At 66.6% G+C, this 17,574-nt stretch carries 17 protein-coding genes; 8 read left to right on the plus strand and 9 right to left on the minus strand.

Going from position 1 to position 17,574, the window contains the following annotated elements; translation table 11 throughout:
• Positions 1 to 21 precede the first annotated feature (21 nt).
• From AB0P18_RS05955 to AB0P18_RS05980, 6 genes are all read left to right on the plus strand, one after another.
• A complete protein-coding gene (locus tag AB0P18_RS05955; RefSeq protein WP_292858852.1) occupies positions 22 to 486 on the plus strand; it encodes an ImmA/IrrE family metallo-endopeptidase in 465 nt (154 codons plus the stop codon).
• Complete coding sequence (locus tag AB0P18_RS05960) at positions 486 to 1,505, plus strand: hypothetical protein (protein ID WP_363359342.1); 1,020 nt, start codon at positions 486 to 488, stop codon at positions 1,503 to 1,505. Before AB0P18_RS05955 ends, AB0P18_RS05960 begins: the two co-directional genes overlap by 1 nt.
• The gene (locus AB0P18_RS05965; RefSeq protein ID WP_363359343.1) at positions 1,502 to 2,647 is read left to right on the plus strand and encodes an alpha/beta fold hydrolase; all 1,146 of its coding nucleotides are present in this window, start codon (positions 1,502 to 1,504) and stop codon (positions 2,645 to 2,647) included. Before AB0P18_RS05960 ends, AB0P18_RS05965 begins: the two co-directional genes overlap by 4 nt.
• A 295-nt stretch (positions 2,648 to 2,942) precedes the next feature.
• Positions 2,943 to 3,278, plus strand: coding sequence for a metalloregulator ArsR/SmtB family transcription factor (locus AB0P18_RS05970; protein ID WP_363359344.1), 336 nt, complete (start codon positions 2,943 to 2,945; stop codon positions 3,276 to 3,278).
• 307 nt (positions 3,279 to 3,585) lie between these two features.
• Complete coding sequence (locus AB0P18_RS05975) at positions 3,586 to 5,451, plus strand: cation-translocating P-type ATPase (protein ID WP_363359373.1); 1,866 nt, start codon at positions 3,586 to 3,588, stop codon at positions 5,449 to 5,451.
• Positions 5,448 to 5,666 carry a hypothetical protein gene (locus AB0P18_RS05980; protein WP_363359345.1) on the plus strand — a complete coding sequence of 73 codons (219 nt, stop codon included), beginning with the start codon at positions 5,448 to 5,450 and terminating at the stop codon, positions 5,664 to 5,666. Before AB0P18_RS05975 ends, AB0P18_RS05980 begins: the two co-directional genes overlap by 4 nt.
• A gap of 73 nt (positions 5,667 to 5,739) precedes the next feature.
• On the opposite strand, the gene AB0P18_RS05985 is transcribed toward AB0P18_RS05980, so the two are convergent.
• Positions 5,740 to 6,072: a metalloregulator ArsR/SmtB family transcription factor gene (locus AB0P18_RS05985; RefSeq protein ID WP_363359346.1), complete on the minus strand. Its 333-nt coding sequence runs from the start codon at positions 6,070 to 6,072 to the stop codon at positions 5,740 to 5,742.
• 78 nt (positions 6,073 to 6,150) lie between these two features.
• On the opposite strand from AB0P18_RS05985, the gene AB0P18_RS05990 reads away from it, so the two are divergent.
• Together AB0P18_RS05990 and AB0P18_RS05995 are read left to right on the plus strand one after the other, a co-directional pair.
• On the plus strand, positions 6,151 to 8,187 hold the full coding sequence (locus tag AB0P18_RS05990) for a heavy metal translocating P-type ATPase (protein ID WP_363359347.1): 2,037 nt from the start codon (positions 6,151 to 6,153) through the stop codon (positions 8,185 to 8,187).
• 83 nt (positions 8,188 to 8,270) lie between these two features.
• Entirely contained in the window at positions 8,271 to 8,555 is a 285-nt protein-coding gene (locus AB0P18_RS05995) for a zf-TFIIB domain-containing protein (protein WP_363359348.1), read from the plus strand.
• A 36-nt stretch (positions 8,556 to 8,591) separates the two neighbouring features.
• Here AB0P18_RS05995 and AB0P18_RS06000 read toward each other — a convergent pair whose 3' ends face one another.
• The 8 genes from AB0P18_RS06000 to lnt all read right to left on the minus strand — a co-directional run bounded on the left by AB0P18_RS06000 (position 8,592) and on the right by lnt (position 17,571).
• Positions 8,592 to 8,987, minus strand: coding sequence for a DUF4307 domain-containing protein (locus AB0P18_RS06000; RefSeq protein ID WP_363359349.1), 396 nt, complete (start codon positions 8,985 to 8,987; stop codon positions 8,592 to 8,594).
• Between the two features lie 23 nt (positions 8,988 to 9,010).
• A complete protein-coding gene (locus AB0P18_RS06005; protein WP_363359350.1) occupies positions 9,011 to 11,008 on the minus strand; it encodes a cytochrome c oxidase assembly protein in 1,998 nt (665 codons plus the stop codon).
• A 155-nt stretch (positions 11,009 to 11,163) separates the two neighbouring features.
• Positions 11,164 to 11,847, minus strand: coding sequence for a DUF305 domain-containing protein (locus tag AB0P18_RS06010; protein ID WP_363359351.1), 684 nt, complete (start codon positions 11,845 to 11,847; stop codon positions 11,164 to 11,166).
• On the minus strand, positions 11,844 to 12,536 hold the full coding sequence (locus AB0P18_RS06015) for a DUF3105 domain-containing protein (RefSeq protein ID WP_363359352.1): 693 nt from the start codon (positions 12,534 to 12,536) through the stop codon (positions 11,844 to 11,846). Before AB0P18_RS06015 ends, AB0P18_RS06010 begins: the two co-directional genes overlap by 4 nt.
• A gap of 45 nt (positions 12,537 to 12,581) precedes the next feature.
• Positions 12,582 to 13,592 (minus strand): c-type cytochrome biogenesis protein CcsB, encoded by a 1,011-nt coding sequence (ccsB, locus tag AB0P18_RS06020; RefSeq protein WP_363359353.1) that lies wholly within the window; start codon positions 13,590 to 13,592, stop codon positions 12,582 to 12,584.
• A gap of 80 nt (positions 13,593 to 13,672) precedes the next feature.
• Positions 13,673 to 14,539, minus strand: a complete 867-nt coding sequence (locus AB0P18_RS06025) for a M23 family metallopeptidase (protein WP_363359354.1) — start codon at positions 14,537 to 14,539, stop codon at positions 13,673 to 13,675.
• Between the two features lie 18 nt (positions 14,540 to 14,557).
• Positions 14,558 to 15,862 (minus strand): M23 family metallopeptidase, encoded by a 1,305-nt coding sequence (locus AB0P18_RS06030; RefSeq protein WP_363359355.1) that lies wholly within the window; start codon positions 15,860 to 15,862, stop codon positions 14,558 to 14,560.
• A gap of 92 nt (positions 15,863 to 15,954) precedes the next feature.
• Positions 15,955 to 17,571 (minus strand): apolipoprotein N-acyltransferase, encoded by a 1,617-nt coding sequence (gene lnt, locus AB0P18_RS06035; RefSeq protein WP_363359356.1) that lies wholly within the window; start codon positions 17,569 to 17,571, stop codon positions 15,955 to 15,957.
• Positions 17,572 to 17,574: the final 3 nt, after the last annotated feature.

Raw genomic sequence — 17,574 nt, forward strand, 5'->3', positions numbered from 1 at the left:
TCCCCGGACGGGAGTGACATCGTGAATATCGAGCAGACCGTGCCGACGGCCGTCGCAGACCTTGCGCTGGGTAGCACCTTCACCTTTGACGATCTCGTTGGGGCAATCCAGGATCACCGGCAGCGCACACTCCGAATCGTGGAACTTGCGGATCTCGGCGACCACGATGGCATCTGCGCGGTGTGGCTCATCACCGAGAACGAAGACCTCGTCCTTCACGCGCACAGCGACTCCGTCCTCCATCGCCAGCAGTTCGTCCTGCACGAGTTCGCCCACATGATCCTCGGGCATGGAGAAGACGACGAATGTTCGACGGAAGACTTCCTGCTTCCCGACATCCCCGCCCGGACTCGGCGTCGACTACTCACTCGTCAAGATTTGGACTCTCACACCGAGATCGCGGCGGAGGCCTTGGCTGATCATCTCGCTGCGGCGATCAGAGGATCGGTGTACGGCGAATCGCGCTACCTCGAGATCTTCGGGTGATGCAGACCTTCGTCGCGGTGCTGATGTGGCTGCTCGTGGCGAGCCTGCTCATCTTGCGCCGCGGACGAGCCGAGCGGAGCATCACCTACGCCGCGATCACCATCGCTGTCGCGATGACTATCAATGTTGATGCGGTCTACCGGCCCCTCGATGCGCTCCTCGGTGGCTCGAACGTTGCGACACTCATCGGGGATTGCGCGCTGATGATCGGAATCTTTTTCCTTGGCCGAGGGATCATGAAAGCGGGGGAGTATCAGCCCGGCCCTGTCCGCATTGCTCTTGGCTCCACAGCCCTCCTTGTTGCTCTGGGTGGCGTCGTGATCACCTTCTTGCTCATCGACCGTGGCGCTACGACGACCAACTTCATGATTGATCTCGGAGCGCAGCCTGCCGCAGCTGCGTACTCGATGATCCAATTCACGTACTACGGGATCGTCGTGGGCACCATGGCAGTCCTCGCGAGTCGCCAGTATGGGCTGAGTGACGGTGTCCAGCGTCTGCCAGCCGGCTCTCTCGTCGTCGGCGCGCTCCTCGGAGTGGCTCTCTGTGTCGTCGTCCTCATCATGGACATCGCACACGTTGCCGGGCGTGTAGACGTGATGGCTGACGTGTCTATCGCGTATGGACCGCTTTACATTTTGACGTTCATCTTCCTCTGCGTCGGACTCGCCGGGCAGCCGACAGTGCGCTACCTGAGCGCGCGCCGGAGGGCGGCGCGTACACGCACGCTCATCAAGGAACTGTCGCCCGCATGGCGAGCGGCGACGATCGTTCGCCCGGGATTGAGTCAGACGGATGCCGCGTCCGTGCAAACCGATGGCCTCGAGGCGCAGTTGCATCGGCAGGTGGTAGAGATCCGCGACGCGATGATCGACCCGCGCGTGTCGTTTTCTCTCAGCGCGGGCGACCGTCTCGTCCTTGAACGTGCGGAGCGGCATCTCCTCGGAACTCAGGGGGCTCAAGTTCGCGCGTCGGTTGCGCCGGATACGCGGCGCACGTCTCAACGAGGGGCGGCATGAGAGGCCCGATTGCGCTGGCAGGCGTGATGGCCGCCACAGCATCCCTATCGTTGGGACTCGGTTTGGTGATCGCACGGCGCCTGACCGCTCCTCCGAGCCCGCGCCGATTCGACCTGTCCATCCGTGCCGTCGAACTGGACGACGACCGGCACGCGATCGTGCTCGATCGAACGCACCAAACTGAGTCCCCAGGTGAGTTCACTCTGCTGTTTCCAGGTGGCCAGTGGGTACAGCTGTCTGCCGAGGTGCTTGACCGCGGGCCTGGGCGCATCGCACGTGAAGTGACGGCAACCGCACCGGGCTTCATACCGTCAGCAGCAGAGCGAGCCTCCTGGAGTGGCATCTACTTCATGACGCCCGTAGATGCGGGGCTCAGCGCCTACGACATTCCCATCCCCACTCCGTCGGGACCCGCGCCAGCGTGGCGTATCGATGGCAGCGACTCACAGCCAACAAGGTGGGCAATCCACATCCACGGGCTCGGCAGCCCGCGAGCCGGAACACTGCGCGGTGTGCAAGTCACCACCGAGCTGGGCTACACGTCCCTCGTCGTCAGCTACAGGAACGACGGTGAAGGCCCGAGGTGCGGAACTGGTCGGTCAACCCTCGGCGCCACTGAAGTCGACGACGTGGATGCTGCGATCCAGTACGCCATCGATCAGGGCGCGCGGCAGGTCGTCCTCTTCGGCTGGTCGCTGGGAGCGCAGGTCGCACTCCAACTCGCCACGCGGCCGTGTTACGGGCGGCTAATGGCCGGGCTCGTGCTTGAGTCGCCCGTTCTTGACTGGGTCGCGACGATCGAGGCGAACTGCGCTCGCGCCGGGCTGCCGGCCGTCGCGGGGCTCCTCGCCCTCCCGTGGATCACATCGCCTTGGCTCGCACGCGCCATCGGCCTGCCCGGCACCATCCCTCTCCGGGATCTCGACTGGATCGCACGCGCGCGGGAGATGGCAGTCCCTACTCTGATCCTCCACGGAGCGGATGACGACTCGGCGCCGCTCGCCGTCTCTCGCAAGCTTGCAGCGCTGCGCCCGGATCTCGTTCAGCTCGAAATCTTCGATGCGCACCACACGATGACGTGGAACTGCGACCGGAAGCGCTGGCGATCCACGGTCGCCGCTTGGCTATCCCACCTATCTTGAGCTCCATCCCAGATGCGTTTCGATTGCGGCCGGGATTCTCGTCGGGCTTGCCCTCCCCGGCGTCGGCGGATGCCTCCACCTCGCGGTCAACCCCGTACTGGGGTTGTTACTGGCTGCGTTTTCTTGACGTGCCTTTCACCGCGATCGGGAGGGCCTTTCCCGCGCCGTTCGTGCTCACCGCCCTGGTGGTCGCTACCCCGATGCTCGGAGAGTTGGTCGCGATGGTGATGCTGTTGGCGGTAGTGCCGCGTCTCATCAGAACCTGTTAGGTCACGGTTCGCTGTATAGTCAGTCTGTGCTGACTCTTGCTTCGCGTGTGGATGTGATGAACCGGCTCGGCCGGGCGATGGCTGACCCGACCCGATCCCGAATTCTCTTGACGCTGCTAGACGGCCCTGGCTATCCGGCGGAGCTCGCCCGGGACCTGGAGCTGACCCGGACGAACGTGTCGAACCACCTGACCTGCCTGCGCGGGTGCGGCTTGATCGTTTCGACACCGGAGGGGCGACGCACCCGTTACGAGATCGCCGACCCGCACCTGGCTCAAGGGCTCCGACAGCTCCTTGAGGCCGTTGTCGCCGTCGACGAGGGCGCACCGTGCATGGACCAGGAATGCGAGTGCTGCGCATGAACAACCCCCATCACATCATCGTGCCGTCGTCCTGCATCAAGGGTTCGGAGGTCGGTCGGTGAGCGAAGAATGTTGCGGACCCGACGAACCGCGCACCACCCCCACCGTGCGCCGCATCGAACTCTCCCGCCCTTCCCCGGCCGGTGACACCTGCTGTGCACCAGCCGACCTGCAGAAACACGGCGCCGGAACCGATACCGGCGACGCGTGCTGCGGACCCGACGTTGCAAGAAAGGGCACCCTCGATGAGGGACCAGTCGAGGTACGCCCGCCATGGTGGCGGGACGTCGCCCTCCTCCCGTCTGTCCTGTCGGGGGTGTTCCTTCTCGCCGGGTACACGTTCGAGTGGACCGGGCTCCCCGTGCCCGCACTGGTGCTGCAGGCCGCCGCGCTGATCGCCGGGGCGTACACGTTCGTTCCCGGCGCGATCCGGCGGCTGATCCGCGGCCGGCTCGGGGTCGGGCTGCTGATGACGATCGCAGCGATCGGGGCGGTGCTACTGGGCCACGTCGGTGAGGCCGCGACGCTCGCGTTCCTGTTCTCTCTCGCCGAGGCGCTCGAGGACCGGGCGATGGACCGTGCCAAAGAAGGACTACGAGCCCTGCTCTCCCTCATCCCCGACACCGTGCGCGTCTCCCGCCTGACCGGCGACGTCACCATCCCTGCCGCGGACGTGCGCGAGCTCGACATCTTCGTCATCGGCGCCGGAGAACGCGTCGCCACCGACGGGGTCGTGATCGACGGGCGCTCGAGCCTCGACACCTCCGCGATCACCGGTGAATCGATCCCCGTCGACGTTGGTCCCGGCGATCAGGTCGCGGCCGGATCGGTGAACGGTTCCGCGACGCTGCGGATTGAAGCGACCGCAGACGGACGCGACAACTCCCTCACCCAGATCGTGACGCTCGTCGAGCAAGCCCACGCCCGCAAGGGCGAGCGGGCTCGCCTCGCGGACCGGATCGCCCGCCCGCTCGTACCGGTCGTGTTGATCGCCGCTGTCCTAGTTGCCCTGTTCGGGTTCCTTGTCGGTGACCCGGGGTTGTGGATCGAACGCGCCCTCGTCGTCCTCGTGGCCGCCTCACCCTGCGCGTTGGCGATCGCCGTCCCCGTCACCGTGATCAGCGCCATCGGCGCAGCATCCAAATTCGGGGTTGTGATCAAGTCCGGCGAAGCGTTCGAACAACTCGGCACGATCCGCACCGTCGCGCTGGATAAGACCGGCACACTCACCCGCAACCAACCCACCGTCGTCGAGGTGCACCCCACGCCGGGGACCACCCGTGACGATCTTCTGGAGTGGGCGGCGGCCGTGGAGGCCTCCAGCTCCCACCCGCTGGCGGCACCCATAACCGCCGCCGCACCCGATTCGACAGCCGCAACGGGCGTGACCGAGGATGCGGGACACGGCATGACCGGCCGGGTCGGCGGTCTTACGATCCGTGTCGGCAACGACCGGTGGCTGGATCCCGGCGAGTACCGCCCGCTGGCGGAGTCGATGGCAAAGCAGGGCATGACCGTCGTGGTCGTGGAAGCGGACGGCCGGATCGCCGGGCTGATCGGAGTCCGTGACGAGCTGCGTCCCGAATCGGCCGAGACGGTGCGGATGCTGCACGCGCAGGGCATCGAGACGATCATGCTCACCGGCGACAACGACCGCACCGCGCGGGCGATCGCCGACGCAGCCGGCATCACAGACGTCCGTGCGCAGCAACTCCCCGCGGACAAGGCCGCCGCGATCGAAGCGTTGGCGGTGTCGCGGCCGACAGCGATGGTCGGTGACGGCATCAACGACGCACCCGCCCTGGCGACCGCGACGGTCGGTATCGCGATGGGGGTGAGAGGATCCGCCGCGGCGATCGAATCCGCCGACGTCGCGTTCACCGGCCACGACCTGCGCCTCATCCCCAGCGCCCTCGCGCACGCACGACGCGCTCGACGCATCATGACCGCGAACATCGTGCTCGCCCTGGCGATCATCGTCGTGCTGTTCCCGCTCGCCCTGTTCGGAGTACTGGGCCTTGCCGGGGTTGTGCTCGTGCACGAGGTCGCCGAGGTGATCGTCATCCTCAACGGCGTTCGCGCCGGCCGCCGACCCGCTGGCCTTCGACAGCTCGCCGCAGCACCACCCGTACCTCTTGATGCCCGCACTGTCACGATAGATTCTCAAGGATGATCGGCCCACACGGACGAGTGGTGTTCTCCGTTGTGCAGACGGTGCTCCTCGCCGCAGCGGTGACGTTCTGCGCAGTGATGCTGATTGGTGGCGACGGCGGACCGGGGAACGTGTTCGTTATCGCGATCATCTTCCTGAGCCTTTCGCTGGCCGGGCACGCGACCTTCCTATTCCTCAGCTACCGCTCCGCCAGGCGTCACCCGAGACCGTCATAGCGCTTGCGTGACTGCGAGGGAGCCGTCGGCTGACGACGCCATCGGCGTCATATGGGTGCCGGGGCTGATCGCCTCATCGTCCGCGTGGTAGGTGATCGAGGTGTCCGATGGCTTCGTCGAGGAGCTCGGTGACATGGTCGTCGAAGAGCGAATAGTGGATGTGTCGACCGGCGCGACTCCCGGTGACGAGGCTGAGGTGTCGCAGCAGCCGAAGGTGGTTCGACACGGTCGTCTGACCGATCTGCAGCTGTTCACTGAGTTCGGTCACGGTGCTCGGTCGCGCGCTCAGCGTGCTGAGAATGCGCAGCCGCGCGGGGGAGGCCAGCGCCTGCATGATCTCGGCGAGCCGCTCGGCGTCCGCTACGGACAGGGGGGTCGCATCCCGACGCGTCTCAGCAGTGACCATGTTCACTATTGTGCCCTTCGATCACGATAATCATTCACAACAACAACATATCATGAATTCGTGAGGTATTGTTGGGGGATGACCGTTTCCTCCTCGACGACTGCCGAGCCCACTGCTGTGACACAAGAGCACAATCACGGTTCCGCCCGGTGGGAGTTGTGGTTCGCGATCGCCGCCGGCGTCACCTACGCCGGCGGGATGATCACCGAGTTTGCGTTGGGGCTGCCGTTGATCGGGTGGCCGCTGGTGTTCTTCCTCGCCACCTACTTCTTCGGCGGGTTCTTCACGTTCCGCACCGCGATCGCCTCCACACTGCGCGGCAAGTTCGAAGTCGACTTCCTCATGTTGGTCGCCGCCATCGGCGCCGCTCTCATCGGCCGGTGGGCGGAAGGCGCGGTACTGCTGTTCCTGTTCAGCCTCGGCCACGCGCTCGAGGAGTACGCGCTTAGCCGGGCCAGCAAGTCCATCGAATCGCTTGCCGAGCTCGCCCCCCGCAGCGCGCTGGTGCGCCGGGGAGAAGAAGAGCCGGTGGAGGTGCCGGTCGAGGAGATCGTGGTTGGCGAGGTCGTGGTCATCCGACCCAACTCACGCATCCCCTCAGACGGCTTCGTGATCTCGGGCGTGTCCGCGGTGGATCAGTCCGCCGTCACGGGGGAGTCGATCCCAGTGGAGAAGGAGCCGGTGGCAGACCCGGAGCGGGCGATGCGAACCGTTGACACCCTTCCCGCCGCCAACCGGGTCTTCGCCGGTACCGTAAACGGGTCCGGAGTGCTTGAGATCGAGGTCACCGCGACCGCGGCGGACTCGACGCTCAGTAAGGTCGTCGAGCTCGTCCGCACAGCCGACCAGGCCGCGTCACCGACGCAGCAGTTCATCGACCGGTTCCAGCGTTGGTACGTTCCCGCGGTGATCCTTGGCGTCGCTGTCACGCTCCTGATCTCGTGGTTCGCGTTCGGACAGCCGTTCCCCGATGCGTTCTACCTCGCCATGACGGTGCTCGTCGCAGCCAGCCCCTGTGCTCTCGCGATCGCCACCCCGGCCGCTGTGCTGGCGGGTGTGGCCCGCGCGGCACGGGCCGGCGTGCTCGTCAAGGGCGGCGCCCCGCTCGAGACCCTCGGACGGGTGAAGGCGATGGCGTTCGACAAGACCGGCACGCTGACCTGGGGTGCACCCCGGGTCACTTCCGTCACCCCTGCTGGCGACGTCCCCGGGCCCGACCTAATCCGCACTCTCGTCGCAGTGGAGGCACTCAGTGACCACCCTCTTGCCGAGGCGATCGTCCGCGACCTCGAGCCCCGCGTCCCCCAGGCCGAGCGCCTCACAGCGACAGACCTGAACGCGGTCGTCGGCCGCGGCATCACGGCGACGATCGACGGGGAACGCGTCGACGTCGGCAACCTGCGAATGTTCGAGGAGCAGCAACTCGCCCTTACCGGCACACTGGCCGATGCCTACGCACAGGCGCGGGACTCCGGTCAGACGCTGATGATCGTCCGCCGAGGTGATCGATTCCTCGGCATCGTCGGAGTCATGGATGCCTCCCGCGCGGAGTCCGCTCAGGTACTCAGCGCTCTTCGGGCCGCGGACGTGGGGCAGCTCGTGATGATCTCCGGCGACAACCAGCGCGTTGCCGACGCGGTAGGCCGGGAAGTGGGCGTCGACACGGCCCTCGGCGAGCTCCTCCCCGAGGACAAGGTCGCTGAGATCACCCGCCTCGCAAAAACTCACCGCCCCATTGCGATGGTCGGCGACGGCGTCAACGACGCCCCGGCGATGGCAAGCGCTGACGTCGGCATCGCGATGGGCGCGGCCGGCTCCACCGTCGCCCTGGAAACCTGTGACATCGCCCTGATGAGCGACGACCTCGGCCGTCTCCCCTTCGCTGTGCGACTCAGCCGTGCCACCAGCCGGATCATCCGGCAGAACCTCATCGCCAGCCTCGCGATCGTCGCGTTCCTCATCCTCGCCACCTTCCTAGGGCTGAACATCGGCGCCGTGGTTCTCATCCACGAAGGCTCCACGCTGGTCGTCGTCGCGAACGCGCTCCGCCTGCTCAACTTCGAGCGAGGCAAGGAACACCACGGCATCGACCACGAGGACAAGCCCAGCCCGTGACACTCTCCTGTCTCACTCGAACGCCCCGCCCGGATCATCTTCGCCAGAACCGTCTTGCACGGTCACCCCATTGGAGTTCACCCATGAAATGTCCCATCGACGGCAATACATTGGTGCTATCAGACCGCACAGGAATCGAGATCGACTACTGTCCCGAGTGCCGTGGAGTATGGCTCGACCGCGGTGAACTCGACAAGATAATCGAACGCTCACTGACAGCTCCTACGCCCCCTGCTCAGCAAACGGCACCATATCCGACGCGATATGACGGACATGGGTCCAAACATGGGTCCCAGAGCAGACACGACAACAACGACGGACAGAATGGCCGACGTCGCGGCGGGTGGCTCGGCGAACTCTTCGACTAACGCTTCCGCCGCCGGAAGGGTCTCGGCCCTTGCGAACTATGTGACCCAACAGGCTTTCACGGTGCCGGTCGTGGCCTGTGCGACGGTCGGGATCGTCTCGACGAAGGCTCGCGTGGTCTCTTCTGACCCCGGGTATTCGACGACACGCCAGCCCACAATGCCGAAATCCTCATCCAGCGCCTGCACAGCGCATGCAAACGCCGCGCCGGCGGGTGGGGTTGCCTGGAAGGAGACGGTCACCGTGCGGGCATCGACCAGCTCGAAACCTGTCTCGTCGAATCCGACGTCATCGAACGAGTTCGAGACGGTCAGCCATGCGAGCGCAGCGACAGACAACGCCGCCACACCTGTGACGGCGATCCAGTACAGTCGGCGGCGTCGAGGGCGCGGGGCACGACCGTAGCGTTCGGCCAGCTCCTCCTTCGTCGTCACGCGATCCTCTGTCTCCGTTGGGCTCAGCTGCGGGCGCGAGCATCGTGCGTGGCAAGGTCGGCCAGGTGCGCATTGTAGGCCTGCAACTCGGCTTCACCGGTGCGGTCCGCGTGCCGGTCGCGGCGTTTGGTCTCACGGTCGTCGCTGCGGCTCCATTGGATGGCGACGGTGATCGCGAGGATGAGGGTCGGGATCTCGCCGATCGACCAGGCGATGCCACCGCCGGTGTACTGGTCCTCAAACGGCGTCGGCCCCCACGCCCGGCCCATCGACCCGAACCAGTCGGCGACCATGAGTCCCGATTGCATCATGATTGCGATCCCGAAGAAGGCGTGCATCGCCATGATGCCGATGAGCAGCAGCAGCCGGCCAGGGTAGGGCAGCCGCCAGGGCACCGGGTCGATGCCGATCAACGTGAGGGCGAACAGGTAACCGGTGATGAGGAAGTGCGCGATCATCCACTGATGCCCGAGATGATCGGCCAGCGACCACCGGAACAGGTCGGTGTAGTAAAAGACCCACAGCGACCCGATGAACAGACCGGCTGGAACGAACGGGTTCGTCAGCACCCGGGCAACGGGCGAGTGCACGGCCCACAGAATCCATTCCCGGCCGCCGCGCGTGCCGTCGTCGCGCTTGCGGATCGCCCGGGCGGCGAGGGTCACCGGCGCACCGGCGACCAGCAGCACGGGGATCGCCATCGTGAGCAGCATGTGCCCGACCATGTGCATGCTGAACAGGTAGTCCTGGTAGACGTTGATGACTCCGCCGGTGACCCACACCAGCAGCACCATGCCGGTGACCCACATGATCGTGCGGTATACCGGCCATGCGTCGCCGCGGCGGCGCAGCCGCCACACCCCGACAAGGTAGAAGAAGATCGCGAACCCGGCGATCACCGCCCACAGCAGGTCGACGTTCCATGCGGTGACCCACCGTTCGATCGTGAGCTCCGCGGGCAGCGGTGCACCGGTGAGGCGTTCCGCTGGCGATGGGGTCTCGGGAAGCGGGGCCGGGTTCGGTGGCGGGGTGCGGGCCAGCGCTGCAGCGGCCCCGCTGGCGACGCCCATCAACGCCAACTCGAACACGATCAAGATCCAGAAGGGGCGGGATGCCGCGTCAGAGCCGCGCATCTTGCCGATCAGCCGCATGCGGTACCACGCGCCGAAGAGCCCGAGACCGACCAGCGCGACGATCTTCACGGCCAAGATTGCGCCATAGGGGGAGAGCAGATCCGACCACTGCTGCAGGCCGATAGCCGCGCGTACCGTGCCGGATACGGCGACGAGCACGAACGCGGCTAAGGCAATGCTCGAGTAGCGGGCGATGACATCGGCGATGCGCTGCCGCTGGAGGACTGGACGGGTGGCGACGAGCAAGAGGAGACCGCCGAGCCACACCGCGGCGCCGATGATGTGCAGGATGAGCGCCATCATCGCCTCGTGGTGAAGGGCATCATCACCGGAGTGCCCTTGCGTGCCCATCGGCACGAGCGAGGCGACCGCCAGCAGAGCGACCAGAAGCGTGCCAACCCAGGACCGTACCGCGAATGTCAGGACGGTGAGTGCTGCGCCCGCGACCGTGGTGATCAGCCATGTCCGGCCCACCTCGAGTTCGACGAGGAACCGTCCGAGCTGGGCACCAAACTGCGGTCCGACGTCGATCGCGGGGTTGAAGACGCTGAGAAATGTGAGGAACCCGGTCGTACCGGCTGCCACGGTGAACACGGCGGCGGAGATCGAGGCGGTATCGAGGGCGATATCGAACTCGCGCTCACCCGTTCGCAATGAGAACAGCGCCGTCACGAGCACACCGACCATTCCCGCGGCGGCGAGGTTCACGATCAGCTTCGCGGCCGGAAGCCCCCAGCGCACGACCGGGCCGGCGTCACCAAGGGGGAGTTGTGCAGCGCCGCCACCGAATGCCAGTGCGCCGACCAGCACAGCGAGTGCCACCCCACCGAGGATGGTCGGCCCGAGTACCCGCAACGTGCGGTAATTGACCTCTCTGTTGTGCGCCATCATTTGTGCCCGGTGTGAATCGGGTTGCTCGCCGCGAGCTCGCCTGCGAGGCCTTCTGTGGGCGTTGTGGTCACGGTGGTTCTTTCGGGTCGAGATTATGCGCAGCCAGGCGGAGCGGGTTTGCTGCCCCAGCCGCGATCGGTGCGATCGGGGTGCTATTCGCAGCCCATGCGCGCCTGCATGGATTTCATCGCGCTGATCTCGGCGGTCTGTCCGTTCTTGATGTTTTCTGCGACGGTCAGGGCACGTGGATCTGTGCCGAGTTCGATGAGCGCCTCCGCCATAGGGATGGCGCCTTCGTGGTGGCGAATGAGCAGCCCGAGGAAGAGACAATCGGCTTGCTGCCCGGTCGCATCCTCCAAGGCGGAGATCTCTTCAGCTGAGGCCATGCCCATGGCGATGCGTGCCTCTTCCTCCGTCATGGCCGCGCCGTCAGACATCGCATGACCGCTCCCGCCCGGAGAGGCATCCATCCATCGCATCATCGGGCCACCGGACTGCGCCAGCCCCCACTGCACGAGCCAGTCGTACATCTCGCCGCGCTGGCCCGCCTGCCCGGTGGCGATGTCGTACGCCAGGATCCTCAGTTCCTCGTCGGATGTCTTGCGGTAGATCTCCATGGCCATCTGGATGGCCTGCGCGTGATGTACCTGCATGTCGCGTGAGAATCCCGCCTCGGGAGAGTCGGTTCCAGGAGCGCCCGCGGCCGGCGACCCGAAGGTCGAGAAGCGCCCCGCAGCGAAGGTCAGCGCGCCGACCGCGAGCAGGATAAGGAGGACGATCCACCACCGCGGCCTCCCTCGGGATGGGGACGCGTCGCTGTTTTCGTCGCGTGTCATTGCTTTCCCGGTGCGTCGTATGCGCCAGTGCAGGCGGCGTTTGGCTCGGGCGCGTTCTGGCTGCGCCAGTACTCTTCGAAGAAGGCGCCGATACGCTCGTCGTCGGCCGAGTCGACCTTCAGCTGCTGGTTCCAGTTGGACATCACGATCGGCGCATCCAGTCCCTCATAGGGGGAAAGAACGACGTAGGTTGAGGGTAGAAGGCTCTTGAGGGTTTCGAGTTGTTCGCCGGCGACCTCGTCGGGGTTGTAGGTCACCCATACGGCGCTGTGCTCCATGGAGTGGACCGCGTTCTCATTCGGGACCGGTTGGTCATAGATGCCGCAGTTCAGCCAGACAGCATTGTGTGGGCCGCCCGCCGGGGGGCTTTGCTCGTACTGGACAGCACCCTCGACGTGCTCAGCCGTGTTCTCGAAGGTTTCGACGCCTTCGATGCTCGCCCCCTCGCTGCCGGCCTCGTACTGTCTTGGCGGTGACGGTGCGAGCACGACGGACGCGACGACGAGGCCGATGATTACCACAGCCGCTGTCGACCCGGCGACCCACCAGACCAGTTTGCTACGACGGCGTTTGGCGAGCTGCTTCTGATACTCAGCCAATTTCTGCTGCCGCTTCTGCTCACGCTGTTGCTTGACGGTGACGGGACCGTGCTGAGGTTGGTTGGCCGGATTCGGGCGGTTCGGAGTCATCTGCGTGCTTTCAGTTCGTGTCTCGGGCGGATTCGCGGAGGATGCTCAGCTGAGGCCGGAGTAGGCGTGGAGTCCTTTGAAGAACATGTTCACGATGGTGAAGTTGAACAGCACCGTGAGGAATCCGATGATGCACAGCCAGGCGGAGCGGGTGCCGCGCCACCCTCTGGTTGCGCGGGCGTGGATGTACCCGGCGTAGAGCACCCAGATCACGAAGGTCCACACTTCCTTGGTGTCGAATCCCCAATAACGTCCCCAGGAATCGTTGGCCCAGATCGCACCAGCGATCAGGGTGAAGGTCCAGAACACGAACCCGACGATCACGAACCGGTACGCGAGGGCTTCGAGCGCTTCCGCGGTGGGCAGCGTCGTCAGGAACCGCGGGCCGCCGGCGCGAGCCGAGGTTGTGTCGGTGCGCCGTTCCCGGCGGGTTTGCATGAGCTGGGTGACCGCGAGGCCGCAGGCGATCGCGAACAGGGCGGTGGCGAGCGAGGCGACGAAGACGTGGATGACCAGCCAGACACTCTTGAGCGGGTCCATCAGCGGAACGACCTCGACGTAGAACGTGATGGTCGCCCCGCCCAGCAGCAGCACGATCATGCCGATGAGGAACGCGCCCAGGAAGCGGAGGTCGTAGCGGCGCAGCACCAGCAGGTACACGGCGACGATCAGGACGGTGCCGGTCAGCGCAAACTCGTACATGTTCGCCCACGGCACCCGCCCGGCCGCGATCCCGCGCAGGATGGTCCCGGCCAGGTGGAATAGGAACGCGAGGACCGCCAGCGACGTCCCGATCCGTGCCCACAGCAGCCGCGGGCGCTGTGCGGGCGGGGTGCGAACACTGTCCGTCCCGCCGCTCTGGGTGCTCTCGGTCTGCGGGCTCCCCGTTGCAGTGGCGCCGACCAGCGCCGGCTCCCGCTGCGGGGTGCTGGCAGGAACGGAGCGTTGGGCGAGGTCAATGGTGTACGCGATGAACGCGAGCAGGTAGGTGGCGATCGCCGTCCACACCAGCAGCAGCGAGATGCCGTCGAGGGAGAGCGCGTCGATTCCGGTCATGGTGGGGTTATCCTCTTCATCGTTGCGGGCAGGGGGTGGGCGCGAGCATCGTTGCGCGGCGGATGTGTGCGTGACATGTGTCAGCCCGCATTCGCTTCCAGCCAGGCCAGCGAGTCGACGGCGGTGCCGTCGAGATACACCTCGAAGTGCAGATGATTTGCGGTGGAGCGGCCCGTGCTGCCGACAAGCCCGACCAGCTGCCCGGCCGTGACGCTCTGCCCGACGCCGACCTGCCGGCTACCTGTTTGCATGTGGGGGTACACGGTGCTCACCTGCTGCCCGTTCAGGACGGATTCCACCACGACGGTGACCCCGTACCCGCCGTAGCTGTCCTGTGAGATCCGCACGACACCGTCGAGGGACGCGTAGACGGGGGTTCCGCCGGCGGCGACCATGTCGGTGCCCATGTGTGCGCCGCCTCGGTCGCCGAACCGGTCGGTCACGGTGAACGGGCCGCCGACCGGCCAGCGCACGGTTCCGCTGCCGGGGGGCACCATGCTGTAGTCGAACGGCAGCGAGGCGACCTGCGCAGCGCGCGCGCGTTCTGCGGCTGCTTCTGCCGCCTTCTTCTGGTCGATCTCCTCCTGGGTGGTGGCTGCGTAGCTCTCCCGGGTGAGCTGCGTCGCGGTCGCGTCGGAGGCGACGATCAGAGATTGCGCGTCATCGGACGCGACTTGCTGCAGCGTCGGGATCTCGATGTCTGCTGGCTGCCAGGCAGCGGATGCGGGGAGGGCGAAGGTGGCGATCAGGCCGGTTACCACTGCGAGTGTCGCGAGGGACCGGATCGGCGCCAGCGCGCGCGCCTCGCGGCGGGCAGACGTCGTGGCCATCGCGCGTCGCCTGGGGTGGGGAGCGCTGGTGGGGAGGGAGGTGACGGCGCGGCGGAGGCTGCGGCGTGTGGAGGGCGTCTGGGGCTGGTCGCCGGTTGAGGTGGTCTGTTCAGTCATAATGTCCTTCATTTCGGGTCAGATGGAGACGCCGCGGGCGGCGAGGAAGTCGATGGGGTTGACGGGGGAGCCGCCCACGTAGGCCTCGAAGTGCAGGTTGCAGCCGAACGCGTTGCCGGTGTTTCCTTCGCTGCCGATCAGGTCGCCGGCGTTCACGCGTTGGCCGTATCCGACGTAGAAGCCGCCGTTGCGGATATGGGCGTATCCGGTGCCGATCCCGCCGCCGTGGTCGATCTTGATGTAGTTGCCGTAGCCGCCGTTGTATCCGGCGTAGACGACGGTGCTCGCTGCGGCCGCGTAGATCCCGGCGCTGCAGCCGCCGCTCAGATCGACGCCGTAGTGGTAGCTGGTCGAGCAGTACCCGTTGCCGCATTGTGAGCTGCGCGGCCCGAATCCCGATGTGCGGTTCCCGGATGTTGGCCGTGCCCACCCGGAGCTGACCACACCGCCTCCGCCGCCGCCTGAGGCGGCGAGCCGCTCGGCCTCGGCCCGCTCAGCCGCTCGCCGCTGCTCCTCGGCGATGCGGGCAGCTTCCACTCCGGCCTGATAGTCGGCGATGGTCTTCGCGGTGGTGTCCTCGAGGGCGGCGAGCTGGGCCTGCAATTCGCCGAGGTGGAGGGTTTGCGCGTCCAAAGCGGCCTGTGCGGCATCGGCGGCGTGCTGCGCTTCGAGCATCTTCTGTTCAGCGACGCGTTGCAGTCGGTCGCGTTCGTCTCGGGCGACCACTGCCTGATCGGTCAGGCTCTGCGCGGCGTCCCGTGCTGTGATCGCGGCGGCATACACCGCCTGGTTGCGCTCGAGCAGCTTGTCCATCACGCCCAACCTGGACAGGAGGTCATCGGCGGTGGCCGCTGAGCCGGAGAAGAACAGCTCCAGGGAAGTGGTGTCGCCGCCGTCTCGGTACAGTTGCGCGGCGACCCGGCCGGCCTTGTTCGCAGCGTCGGTCGCGTTCTGCGCTTCCGTGTCCGCTTGGGACTGCAGCGCGTCCGCCCGGGTGGATGCGTCGAAGTACTCCTGTTGGGCGGTGTAGAAGGCGCCCGCGGCCTGCTCGGCGATAGTGCGGGTGCGTGTCACCTCACCGGTCAGGCTTTGAATGAGGCCCTGGATCCGCTGGACTTCGGCAGCTTTCGTTGCTTCGTTCGCTTTCGCGGCCTGCACGTCCTCCCAAGACGGATAGGTCGCCGCGAACGCTGCCGGCAGCAACGGGCCGGCCACCAGCACGGCGACCACACTCGCCGTCCCCGCGGTCAGCAAGACACGTCGGCTCACACCAGCCCGCAAGGCGCGGCTCTCGGCGGGCGTAGGCGCGCATCCCTCGGCCATCCGTTCACCAGGGATCGTGGGATCGCTGCCGGTCGCCAGCGTTCGGAGCGGCAGGTTAAGTGGATGTGTGACAGCCCTCACCCGTGACGTGTTCATGGGCGCCTCGCCTGGTCAGTCGGACGATCACTACCGCCCGCACGCGTGCGGGCACGGTGGGACAACCCCGCCGCGGCAAGGCCACCTGCGGCGGCGAGCACGATGAGACCTGTGAGCCAGGGGCCGAGGACCACCGCGGCGGTAAGTCCCGTGCGCAACGGGACGGTGCTGATCGACCCGCCAGCGGTGTTGACGGCGATGCTGTCGAGGGTGGTGCCGTCCGGGGCGATCACCTGGCTGGTGCCCACCGTCGAGACGTTGACGATGGCGCGACCCGTTTCGATGGCGCGCATCCGGGCGAACGCGAGTTGCTGCAGGTTCTCGTCGGTCCCACGGAAGTCGGCGTTGTTGGTCTGGAACACAAACACCTCCGCATCGGAGCGGGCGCCATCCCAGATCACGGTGTCGTAGATCACGTCGAAACAGATCGCCAACCCCACCCCGACATCCCCGACCTGCACAATCGGCGAATTGGTGCCTGGGGTGTACTCGCGCTGGATCAGTCCCACCAAGTCGGGGACGACCAGCTCATAGAACCAGCGGTCGGGCACGTACTCTCCGAACGGAACCGGGTTGACCTTGTCATGCCACTGCCGGTCCGCAGGATTCGCTGTCCACAGCAGCGAGGTGTTGAAGACCTGGTCGCCGCGGGTCGTAGCGGCGTTCATCAGCAGCGGCGCCCCGGCCGATCGCACGACCCGGTCCAACGTCTCGGCGGCTGCCGGATCGCTGAGCGGGTCAGCGTCGACGCCACCTTCCGGCCACGCCAGTAGGTCCATCGGCTGCCCGTACAGAGAGCGCGTCGCGGCGGTCTGCGCAGCGAGGACGTCCCCGGGCGTCCTGTCGTCGAAGTATCCCGTCGGCCCGTTGCCCTGCACCCATCCGACCCGGAACTCTCCCGCCGCGGTGGTGGGAAACTGCGGGACGAGGACCAGGAAGACCGCCACGACCCCAGCGGGGAGGAGCCCCTTATGGAACCGGATCCCTCCGGCGCGGAACCACTGCACAACAGCCGCGCACACCGCGACGATCAGGAAGGAGAACCCGGTGACACCCGTCCACGACGCAACCTCAGCGATCGGGCCGCCGACCTGGGTCATCCCGACCCGCGCCCACGGGAACCCGGAGTACGGCCACGCACCCATCACCACCTCGCGAGCTGCCCACAACCCCGCGACCAGCAGAGGCACTGCGGCAAGCTGCATACCGCTACGGGATCGGTGGCGGCCGGTCCACCGATAGGCGAGGGTGATCGGCACCGCGCCCGCCCCGAACAGGACGGCCTCCAGCCCGGCGAGGGCAAGCCACGGCACCGGTCCGAGGAACTCGCCCACCCGCACCAGGTGAGTCGTGTAAAACACGGCGCCGAAGATGGTGCCGACCAGCAGAGCCCCGCCGATGCGGCGGCCAACCAGGGTCAGCAGAGCAACCGTGACACTCACGAACGCGAGCGGCCACCACCCGGCCGGCGGGGACGCGAGATTCAGCAAGAACCCGGAGGCCGCGGCCGCGGGCACCGCCGCCCAAAGCGGCAGCGACCATGAGGCGGACCGGCGCTGCGTCGCCGGCGCCGGCGCGGCGGCGGAGGCGGGTGTCGGCAGAGTGGCACGCATGGG

Origin of the sequence: Microbacterium sp. NPDC064584, from assembly GCF_040687315.1 — a bacterium.
Classification (GTDB): Bacteria; Actinomycetota; Actinomycetes; order Actinomycetales; family Microbacteriaceae; genus Microbacterium; species Microbacterium lacus.

Coding starts and splice junctions, on each gene's coding strand:
- AB0P18_RS05960 (WP_363359342.1), top strand. CDS start 486: ATGCAGACCTTCGTCGCGGTGCTGATGTGGCTGCTCGTGGCGAGCCTG.
- AB0P18_RS05965 (WP_363359343.1), top strand. CDS start 1,502: ATGAGAGGCCCGATTGCGCTGGCAGGCGTGATGGCCGCCACAGCATCC.
- lnt (WP_363359356.1), bottom strand. CDS start 17,571: ATGCGTGCCACTCTGCCGACACCCGCCTCCGCCGCCGCGCCGGCGCCG.
- AB0P18_RS06005 (WP_363359350.1), bottom strand. CDS start 11,008: ATGGCGCACAACAGAGAGGTCAATTACCGCACGTTGCGGGTACTCGGG.
- ccsB (WP_363359353.1), bottom strand. CDS start 13,592: ATGACCGGAATCGACGCGCTCTCCCTCGACGGCATCTCGCTGCTGCTG.
- AB0P18_RS06010 (WP_363359351.1), bottom strand. CDS start 11,847: ATGACACGCGACGAAAACAGCGACGCGTCCCCATCCCGAGGGAGGCCG.
- AB0P18_RS05980 (WP_363359345.1), top strand. CDS start 5,448: ATGATCGGCCCACACGGACGAGTGGTGTTCTCCGTTGTGCAGACGGTG.
- AB0P18_RS06015 (WP_363359352.1), bottom strand. CDS start 12,536: ATGACTCCGAACCGCCCGAATCCGGCCAACCAACCTCAGCACGGTCCC.
- AB0P18_RS06030 (WP_363359355.1), bottom strand. CDS start 15,862: ATGGCCGAGGGATGCGCGCCTACGCCCGCCGAGAGCCGCGCCTTGCGG.
- AB0P18_RS06025 (WP_363359354.1), bottom strand. CDS start 14,539: ATGACTGAACAGACCACCTCAACCGGCGACCAGCCCCAGACGCCCTCC.
- AB0P18_RS05995 (WP_363359348.1), top strand. CDS start 8,271: ATGAAATGTCCCATCGACGGCAATACATTGGTGCTATCAGACCGCACA.
- AB0P18_RS05990 (WP_363359347.1), top strand. CDS start 6,151: ATGACCGTTTCCTCCTCGACGACTGCCGAGCCCACTGCTGTGACACAA.
- AB0P18_RS05985 (WP_363359346.1), bottom strand. CDS start 6,072: ATGGTCACTGCTGAGACGCGTCGGGATGCGACCCCCCTGTCCGTAGCG.